General features: G+C 63.7%; 8 protein-coding genes. 5 read left to right on the top strand and 3 right to left on the bottom strand.

The window, feature by feature from the left end; all coding sequences use genetic code 11:
* The 3 genes from QC180_RS30090 to QC180_RS30080 all read left to right on the top strand — a co-directional run.
* Positions 1 to 197 (top strand): acyl-CoA dehydrogenase C-terminal domain-containing protein (locus tag QC180_RS30090; RefSeq protein ID WP_278266254.1); only part of this gene is annotated, 197 nt, incomplete at its 5' end.
* A 218-nt stretch (positions 198 to 415) separates the two neighbouring features.
* Positions 416 to 1684: an ATP-binding protein gene (locus tag QC180_RS30085; RefSeq protein WP_278266253.1), complete on the top strand. Its 1269-nt coding sequence runs from the start codon at positions 416 to 418 to the stop codon at positions 1682 to 1684.
* Positions 1685 to 1841: 157 nt separating this feature from the next.
* A complete protein-coding gene (locus QC180_RS30080; protein ID WP_278266252.1) occupies positions 1842 to 2555 on the top strand; it encodes a helix-turn-helix domain-containing protein in 714 nt (237 codons plus the stop codon).
* A 138-nt stretch (positions 2556 to 2693) separates the two neighbouring features.
* Here QC180_RS30080 and QC180_RS30075 read toward each other — a convergent pair whose 3' ends face one another.
* Positions 2694 to 3686 (bottom strand): GlxA family transcriptional regulator, encoded by a 993-nt coding sequence (locus QC180_RS30075; protein ID WP_278266251.1) that lies wholly within the window; start codon positions 3684 to 3686, stop codon positions 2694 to 2696.
* A gap of 61 nt (positions 3687 to 3747) precedes the next feature.
* Between QC180_RS30075 and QC180_RS30070 the strand changes: the two genes are divergently transcribed.
* Complete coding sequence (locus QC180_RS30070; RefSeq protein WP_278266250.1) at positions 3748 to 4326, top strand: cysteine hydrolase family protein; 579 nt, start codon at positions 3748 to 3750, stop codon at positions 4324 to 4326.
* An 847-nt stretch (positions 4327 to 5173) separates the two neighbouring features.
* Here QC180_RS30070 and QC180_RS30065 read toward each other — a convergent pair.
* Entirely contained in the window at positions 5174 to 5650 is a 477-nt protein-coding gene (locus QC180_RS30065; RefSeq protein ID WP_278266249.1) for a hypothetical protein, read from the bottom strand.
* A 327-nt stretch (positions 5651 to 5977) separates the two neighbouring features.
* Positions 5978 to 6358, bottom strand: coding sequence for a hypothetical protein (locus QC180_RS30060; RefSeq protein WP_278266248.1), 381 nt, complete (start codon positions 6356 to 6358; stop codon positions 5978 to 5980).
* An 853-nt stretch (positions 6359 to 7211) separates the two neighbouring features.
* On the opposite strand from QC180_RS30060, the gene QC180_RS30055 reads away from it, so the two are divergent.
* Positions 7212 to 7616 (top strand): hypothetical protein, encoded by a 405-nt coding sequence (locus QC180_RS30055; protein ID WP_278266247.1) that lies wholly within the window; start codon positions 7212 to 7214, stop codon positions 7614 to 7616.
* Positions 7617 to 7712 lie beyond the last annotated feature (96 nt).

Below are 7712 nucleotides of genomic sequence, written 5' to 3'. Positions count from 1 at the left end.
AGCTGCTGCAGCAGGCCGAGATCGCCCTCGCGGCCCTGGACAACGGCGCCACCGGCTCCGACATCGCCTTCTACACCGGCAAGGTCGCCACCGCGCAGTTCTTCGCCCGCAACATCCTGCCGGAGCTGACCGCGACCCGCGCCATCCTGGCCAACCTGGACAACGACATCATGGACCTGGACGAAGCCGCCTTCTGAGGTTGACGGCCCACCCCTTTTCCTGACGCGAACGGCCCGGAGCTTCGAGCTCCGGGCCGTTCGCCGTCCCGGCCCCGGCTAGGCCGGAAAGAACAGAACCCAGCAGGCCACCCGCTCACCCGGTAGCCACAGAAAGGGGCATGACCCTTCCTGCGAATGGCAGAGTATAGTTCCTGCTAATTGCAGAGTAGAAGCCATGCGATTGGTAGACTAGCGACATGGTCGACTACCGCGAGCGGATCATTGACCCTGTTCTGGACGAACTTCAACCGCACCTTCGAGCACTCGCGATCTTCGGCCCGAAAGGCGTCGGCAAGACCGCGACAGCCCTCCAACGTGTCGCGAACACCTTCGATCTCAGCCAGCCCGCGCAACGTGAGCTGATCATGGCCGACCCCTCGATCCTGACGAGCGTGCCGGGTCCCGTCCTGGTCGACGAGTGGCAGCGACTGCCCGAAGTCTGGGACCACATCAGGCATGCCGTCGATGCCGGGTCGCCGCCGGGGCATTTCATCATCGCAGGCAGTTCGGCGCCGCGGGGAGCGGTCGTGCATTCCGGAGCGGGCCGAATCGTGCCGATGCGCATGCGCCCGCTGAGCATCGCAGAACGACACATCGAAACCAGCACGGTGCGGCTGTCGGAGCTCCTCGACGGCGAGAGCGCCATCCATGGTTCCACCAGGATGCGGCTCGCCGATTACGTCGAGGAGATCACCGCTTCTGGATTTCCCGCCATCCGCCCACTTCCCCGCCGAGTTCGCCGGGTCGAGCTGGACGCCTATCTCGACAATGTGGTGCAGCGCGAGTTCCCGGAACAGGGCTACCCGGTCCGTAAGCCGGAGGTGCTTCGCGCCTGGCTGGCAGCGTATGCGGCGGCGACTTCCTCGACGGCGGCCTACTCCAAGATTCTCGACGCCGCGACGCCTGGACTACCGAGCAAACCCGCTCGGGAAACGACACTGGCGTATCGCGACACCCTGGCCTCGCTATGGCTTCTCGATGCTGTCCCGGCGTGGATCCCGAGCCGGAACCACTTCGACCGGCTCGGACAGGCCCCCAAACATCAACTGGCCGACCCAGCGTTGGCAGCCCGGCTACTCGGCCTCGACGACAGAGCTCTGCTGCGCGCCGAGCAAGGTGGTAGGCGTCTACGTGAAGGTACGGTTCTCGGCGCACTGTTCGAGCATCTCGTCACGATGAGTGTGCAGACCTACGCTCAGGCCGCGGAGGCTGACGTCGGTCACCTGCGCACGCGCAATGGAGACCATGAGATTGACATCATCGTGCAACGCCAGGATGGTCGCGTACTACCGATCGAAGTGAAACTCGCGGATCGGGTTACCGATATCGATGTAAAACATCTGCACTGGCTCCGACAGCACATCGGCGAAGATGTCATCGACGCAGCCGTTGTCTACGCAGGTGAACACGCATACCGTCGCCCCGATGGAATCGCTGTCGTACCGCTCGCGCTTCTCGGTCCCTGAAACACACACACCGTGATGCGGGTGGGCGACCGCAGACAACGCGAGACCGACTGAGTGGCCCGGAGTTTCGACTCCGGTCCGATTGTCGTCTCTTGGTGATCTTCCCGGCGTACCCTGGGTTCTACCGTCGGTCGGGGTGAGGCTCGGGGGTTGCAGGATGGGTGACAGTACCGCTCTCAGTGTGTATCTGCGCGAACGCCGCATGGCCGCGGGCCTGGCGCGCTCGGAGCTGGCGATGCGCGCGCAGATGGCGCCGCTGCTGATCAGCCAGATCGAATCCGGCACGCTGGTGCCCAATACCGCCATGCTGCAACGGCTCTTCGACAGTCTCGAAGTGCCGCTGTGGTACCGCAAGCACATCCTCGTACTCGGTTTGCCCACAGTCGATTCCGGCCCCGTGCCCGCCACGCCCACCGCCGAGGACCTGACCGACCTGGCCAGCCTCAACCACCCGGCTTGCTATCTCCGCTTCCCCACCCTCGACATGCTCGCCGCCAACAGCGAATACCAGCGCCTGTTCCCCGGCCTCGGCGCGGGCGTGAACATGCTCGAGTGGATGTTCCTCAACCCCGCCGCGAAGAAGGCCTACCTCGACTGGACCACCGAGGCCCAGCTCATGGTGCACGCCTTCCGCATGCTCGCCCCACTCGCCTCTAGCCAGCGCGTCACCGCGGTCACCGACGCGTGCAGCGTCTCCCCCGACTGGGACCCGGTCTGGGCCGCGGAGATCAGCGCCCAGGACGTCTCCCGCCGCTACCTCCGGGTCCGCGAACGCAGCACCGGCCTGGAACGCCGCCTGCTCCTGCGCATCTACGACCCGGCCTTCCCCACCCGCCCCTGGTGGCAATACCGACTTATCCCGACCCGCTGACCAACAGCCACAGCACGCTGTTCATGGCCGACAGCAACGTCATCAGAATCCACGTAGGCCACTGCAATCCATCCACACCGAACCCCTTGCCATTCACCGTCCACAGCACCGACCGGGCCATATCCTACGGCGCGGCGATCAGCCGATACGGAAGCGGTTGCGGTATTCGGCCGGCGTGGTATCGAGGGTGCGCCGGAACGCGCGGGTCAGCGTATCGACGGTATTGAACCCGCACGCCACCGCGATCCGCTGCAACGTCTCGTCACTGGTCTCGAGCCGATGCCGTGCCACCTCCACCCGGGCTGATTCCACATAGGCCGCGGGTGTCATCCCGAGCTCGGTGCGGAACACCCGTGTGAGCTGCCGCTCGCTCACATGCGCCCGCCCGGCCAGCTCGGTCACCGTCAACGGTTTCGCGATATTGCGCGAGATGTAATGGCGCAGTTCATCGATACGCCGAGTCGTCGAAACCGGATCCAGCGAAACACTGAATTGACTTTGCCCACTGGGCCTTTTGAGATACATCACGAGTTGACGGGCCACGCGGAGAGCCAGTTCGTCACCGAAATCGTCGGCGACCAGGGCCAGCGTCAGATCCAGGCAGGCCGTGAGACCCGCACCAGTCCAAATGTTCTCGTCGCGAATGTAGATCGGGTCGGCATCCACCCGAACAGCCGGATGCTCCTCGGCCAATTGTTTGGCCGTCGACCAATGCGTCGTCGCCCGCTTCCCATCGAGCAGCCCCGCCGCGGCGAGAACATGCGCTCCCACGCACACCGACGCCACCCGCCGCGCATCCTTCGCCAGCTCCCCCACCGCATCGACCACCCCCGGATCGACCACCGCCCGCACCCGACGATCCCCGTCGGTCTCCACAGCCCCCGGAACAACCACCGTGTCGATTCGCCGTTGAGCCAGTTCCACGAAAGTCACATCCGGCAGCACCCGCACCCCCGCCGACGTCGTCACCGGTTCCATCGTCGCCGCGGCCAGCACCACCTGATACCCCGTCGGCTCGTCCATCTCCCGCTGCAACAGCGAGAAGACTTCCGGCGGCCCGGTCACATCGAGCAGATCCACCCGATCGAACAGCACGATCACCACCAGCCGATCCGGCACCATCACCTCCATGTCCGAATCTGCAGGTTACATGACATTGCCGACATTCCCGCAGGTCCATACGGTGAATCCCATGACCTCCACCACCCTGCGCGAACTCAACGGCCTCGACGAAACCCCCGCCGTTCTCGCCGACTCCACCCTCATCCTCGTCGACTACCAGAACACCTACACCCAGGGCGTCATGGAACTCACCGGCTGGCAACCCGCCCTCGACGCCGCCGCCGACCTCCTCACCAAGGCCCGCGCCGCGGGCGCCACCGTCATCCACGTCATCCACGACGGCGGCAAGGACACCCCCTACGACATCACCGCCGACATCGGCCGCATCCACCCCGCCGTCGCCCCCGCCCCCGACGAGAGCGTTGTCGTCAAATCCTTCCCCAACGCTTTCGTCGACACCGACCTCGGCGATCTCGTCGACGCTGCGGGCAACGACACCGTCATCATCGCCGGCTTCATGACCCACATGTGCGTCACCTTCACCACCGAAGGCGCCTTCCTCCGCGGCAACAAACCCACCGTCATCGCCGAAGCCTGCACCACCCGCCCTTTGGCCACGGTCTCCGCCGCCCAACTCCACGCGAGCGCCCTCGCCACCCTCACCGACCTCTACGCCGTAGTCGTCCCGACCGCCGCCGACCTACCCTGAATCAGAAATCTCGAACGTCCGCACCCAGCACTGCGCGTAGACGAAACCGCGCAGTAGTTCCAGGCCTCGCGAGCGCTCATAACGCGAGCGCTTGAGCGTCGGAAGGTCCCACCGTCGGGAAGTCTCTAGCGCTCCGCGCGAGCTTGCGCACAGGTCAGGCAGCGCGCTTGCTTTCGCTGCGTGGGCCCGGCAACTGGACGCGGGCACCCATCGAGCTTGCATTCGTCGCCTTTCACCGGAACACGTGGAGCAGATCGGTCAGCAGGCAGTTCTGCGCTGGTCTCGGCTCGCTCGATGTTGAATTTGCGCGCACTACACGTCCAATGAGCAGCACGACAATTCTCCATCGTGTGGGGGGCCACCTCTGGACAGAGGAATCACATGGTCGACAGCCGGGGACAGCGGGTCATGTTGGCCGCCGAGAACTCGGGTTGTCCGCAAGCGCTCCGGTATCAGACCTCCGCACAGGTGACGCATCCAGCCATCCCGCTCGAACACCTCTCGCGCGATGACAAGTTCCCTCTCAACCCCGTACTTCTCGGCCCGGTTGAGCGCGTCACGAGCGCGAATCAACTCCGCCTTACGCCGCTTGACGTGTTCCTGACACCGCTGACGTCTCGGCCCGCGCCCGGTGGGGCGAGGGTCGAACATCGTGACGCAATCAGCACACTTGATGAGCACGAGGGCCTCCTGATCCCATTGGACCACCGCCCGGTGACAACCTGGGCGTTGCCATGCAACACGGCCGTCCTCTGGTCGAGGCGTGGCAGGGGTAGTAGTGGTACCCGGCCCGTGTTTCAGGCCGCCGCTCATGTGCCCGAGGTGGCTGGACGCCGAGCACATGCGACTACTGTGCGGGAGTCACATTCACGGTGACATTCGCACCGATCAGCGGCTTGAAGGTGACCTTGGCAGCGGTGAAAGAACCTTCGGCCGCGATGGTGCCCTCGATCTTCTCACCGGGCTGCAAGTCTTCGGCGCCGATCTGATCGTCGGCCAGGCCGAGCTCGACCGAGTGCTTGCCGCCCTCACTGTCGGTGATGGAGAAGTAGAGCGGGTTCACCTTCACCACCTTGTCGGCGCTGGTGTTCTCGACCAGCACCAGTACCGCGGTAGCCGGGACCCCCTTGTCGAACACACCGGGAACGAACGCGGCCGCCGAGGCGGTGATCCGCATGTCCTGCTGCTTCTCCTGCGAGACCGGCGCACCGGGAGCCGCGGACTGTTCCGGCGCAGTCGCCTGCGCGGGAGCCGCTTCCTCTCCACTACACCCAGCGACACCGAGCACAGCGGCGAACGCTACACCCACAGCCAGCTTGCGCATCTTCTTCTCCTTCACATTCAGAGGAAGCGACCTGGCCCCCTACCCCGGAACAGCACCATATCGATTGGCCATCAACATCTTCCGACTATCCGTGCAAGTTGACCCTGTCAGCGAGATCGAACGGATGTCGGTGCGCGACAGCTGTTCACGACCCGGACTCCGCCTGCACACCAGGACCACCACAGGATCGCACCGTAGCGATCGTCGCGCCGACACTCTTCACACCAGCCGACACCGATGTACGTCCTAGCGTCGCCAGAAGCACGAAACCGGCCCGCACTCAGCGAGTGCGGGCCAGTTTCATCTCGCGATGAGCTTTCGCCCCCGCTAGTTGGCCGGGTAGCTCCCCCCAGCGCCGAAGAGATCCCGATAGATCCAGAACACCGCGCCATCCTCAGCGAAGAAGCTCGTCGCACCCGACAAACCCGATTCGCTCGGCGTCTCCTGCGGCGACTGTTCAGGACTGGGCACCGTGAGCTCCGGAAGAACACCGCGCCGGATGAGATAGTTCTCCTCGCCGGCGACAGCGTTGCTCGGAACCTCCCAATAGGTGTCCCACGCGGTCGGCGGCTCGGGATTGCCACCACCCGGGATACCCACGATCACCCCCAGGGCCGGGCGACCCCAGACAAGCCGAGCCTGCCGGGGGACACGGATCCTGGTCCACGCATCATTCGAATTCACCCGCAGGCGAACCAATTTCGACATCACATATCCTTTCGATATCTCCGGACTGCCGACCCGCGGGGGTCGGCACCGGAGGGCGACAGACATCACCACGGTGAGTTCCGCGGTGTGCCCATGACAAAGCCCCGCTCCTGAGATCTGAAGCGAGGGCTTTCGAGTAGTGGAATCTTCTGCGGTGAGTACGGGTACTCGATCGGTATGTCGGGTGATCACCCTCGACGGCTCAGCAAGCGAACCAGGATAGTGCGCAACCCCTCGTGTCGCTCCGCTCCCGCCAGCTCCGCCCCTCGACACGTTCGCTACGTTTCTGACGAGCGAGTCACTTCCGCCCACACGGCGATGTCGTAGCGCCAGGCGGTAGTCGTCAACACCTCGAACCCGGCTCCGAGGAGGTGAAGGTTTCGCCTTTGCGCGGGTAGGCCAGTGCCCCGACAGCATTCATTCACCGACGGGGCTCGACTCCTCGTAACCGCTCCGACATGGGTGCGATGCCAAGGAGCTGCAGCAGTTGGTTTACCCCTTCAGGCTCGCCTGCAGCCAACCAGATTCGGTGCAGCCCCGAGACTGGGCCAGCAGCACACTGGGACCGTGGCAGGTTCGGCCAAGTAGCAGTGAAGATGCCGACCTCTGCTGCAGCCACTCCTCATCGCCAACGGAGCGGAGACTCTGATCGACGTAGATGCCGCCGACGAGGCATTATGAGACAGGGTTCACGACAACAGCTTTCAGACGATTGGGGTAGCCATCCATGATCTGCACCCACCGGCCTCCGTCCGCCCCAGCGGATACATCGGATTCAGAGGGGCAACCGGGCCGGCATGTTCCCTACCGAAGAAACCGCAAAAACCGACGTCAGCTGACCAAATTTATGCCCGTGGCCGCTTTGCTATCGATATCGATATCCGCCTGCATCAATCAGTCGAATCAGGCAGAGGATTTTCTGAACGACATCGACATCGCCAGCTATAGAATAATAGACGCCAGGGCCGATGAAAGCCGCGTCGGCCCCTGGGCAGAGGTCATTATAGTTGGTCCAGAAATTGATGACAGCGAGATCTCGAGTATCCTCAGAAGCCCCGGATTGGTGATTCGCGCACGCGACTCTACGACGCTCCAGCGAGTGGATGACGAAATTTGGATCGCCAGCGGATCCGCCAATAGTTGCCATATTGCAATCTACCGCTTAATAGATGATGAACAATTCGTCACGGAGGTATCGGGAGTTGGTACCGATTCCGTCAGCGCATTCAGGATCCATGCTACATGCGGCGCTGGATGACTCAGCCCACCGGCTCATCGACGAGGGCTGATGGTGTACATCTTCAGCATCAACCTCTCGGCGCGGCCTATCGAAACATTTGTCATGTCGGCATAA

The organism is Nocardia anocheti (assembly GCF_029675105.1).
In the GTDB taxonomy this organism is placed as follows: Bacteria; Actinomycetota; Actinomycetes; order Mycobacteriales; family Mycobacteriaceae; genus Nocardia.
Note: the sequence above shows the minus strand (reverse complement) of the source record. Positions and strands in the feature narration are given on the sequence as shown.

What these genes read in the sequence shown, in the direction of transcription:
- QC180_RS30085 (WP_278266253.1), top strand. Translation starts at nt 416, where the DNA reads ATGGTCGACTACCGCGAGCGGATCATTGACCCTGTTCTGGACGAACTT.
- QC180_RS30080 (WP_278266252.1), top strand. Translation starts at nt 1,842, where the DNA reads ATGGGTGACAGTACCGCTCTCAGTGTGTATCTGCGCGAACGCCGCATG.
- QC180_RS30075 (WP_278266251.1), bottom strand. Translation starts at nt 3,686, where the DNA reads ATGGAGGTGATGGTGCCGGATCGGCTGGTGGTGATCGTGCTGTTCGAT.
- QC180_RS30070 (WP_278266250.1), top strand. Translation starts at nt 3,748, where the DNA reads ATGACCTCCACCACCCTGCGCGAACTCAACGGCCTCGACGAAACCCCC.
- QC180_RS30065 (WP_278266249.1), bottom strand. Translation starts at nt 5,650, where the DNA reads ATGCGCAAGCTGGCTGTGGGTGTAGCGTTCGCCGCTGTGCTCGGTGTC.
- QC180_RS30060 (WP_278266248.1), bottom strand. Translation starts at nt 6,358, where the DNA reads ATGTCGAAATTGGTTCGCCTGCGGGTGAATTCGAATGATGCGTGGACC.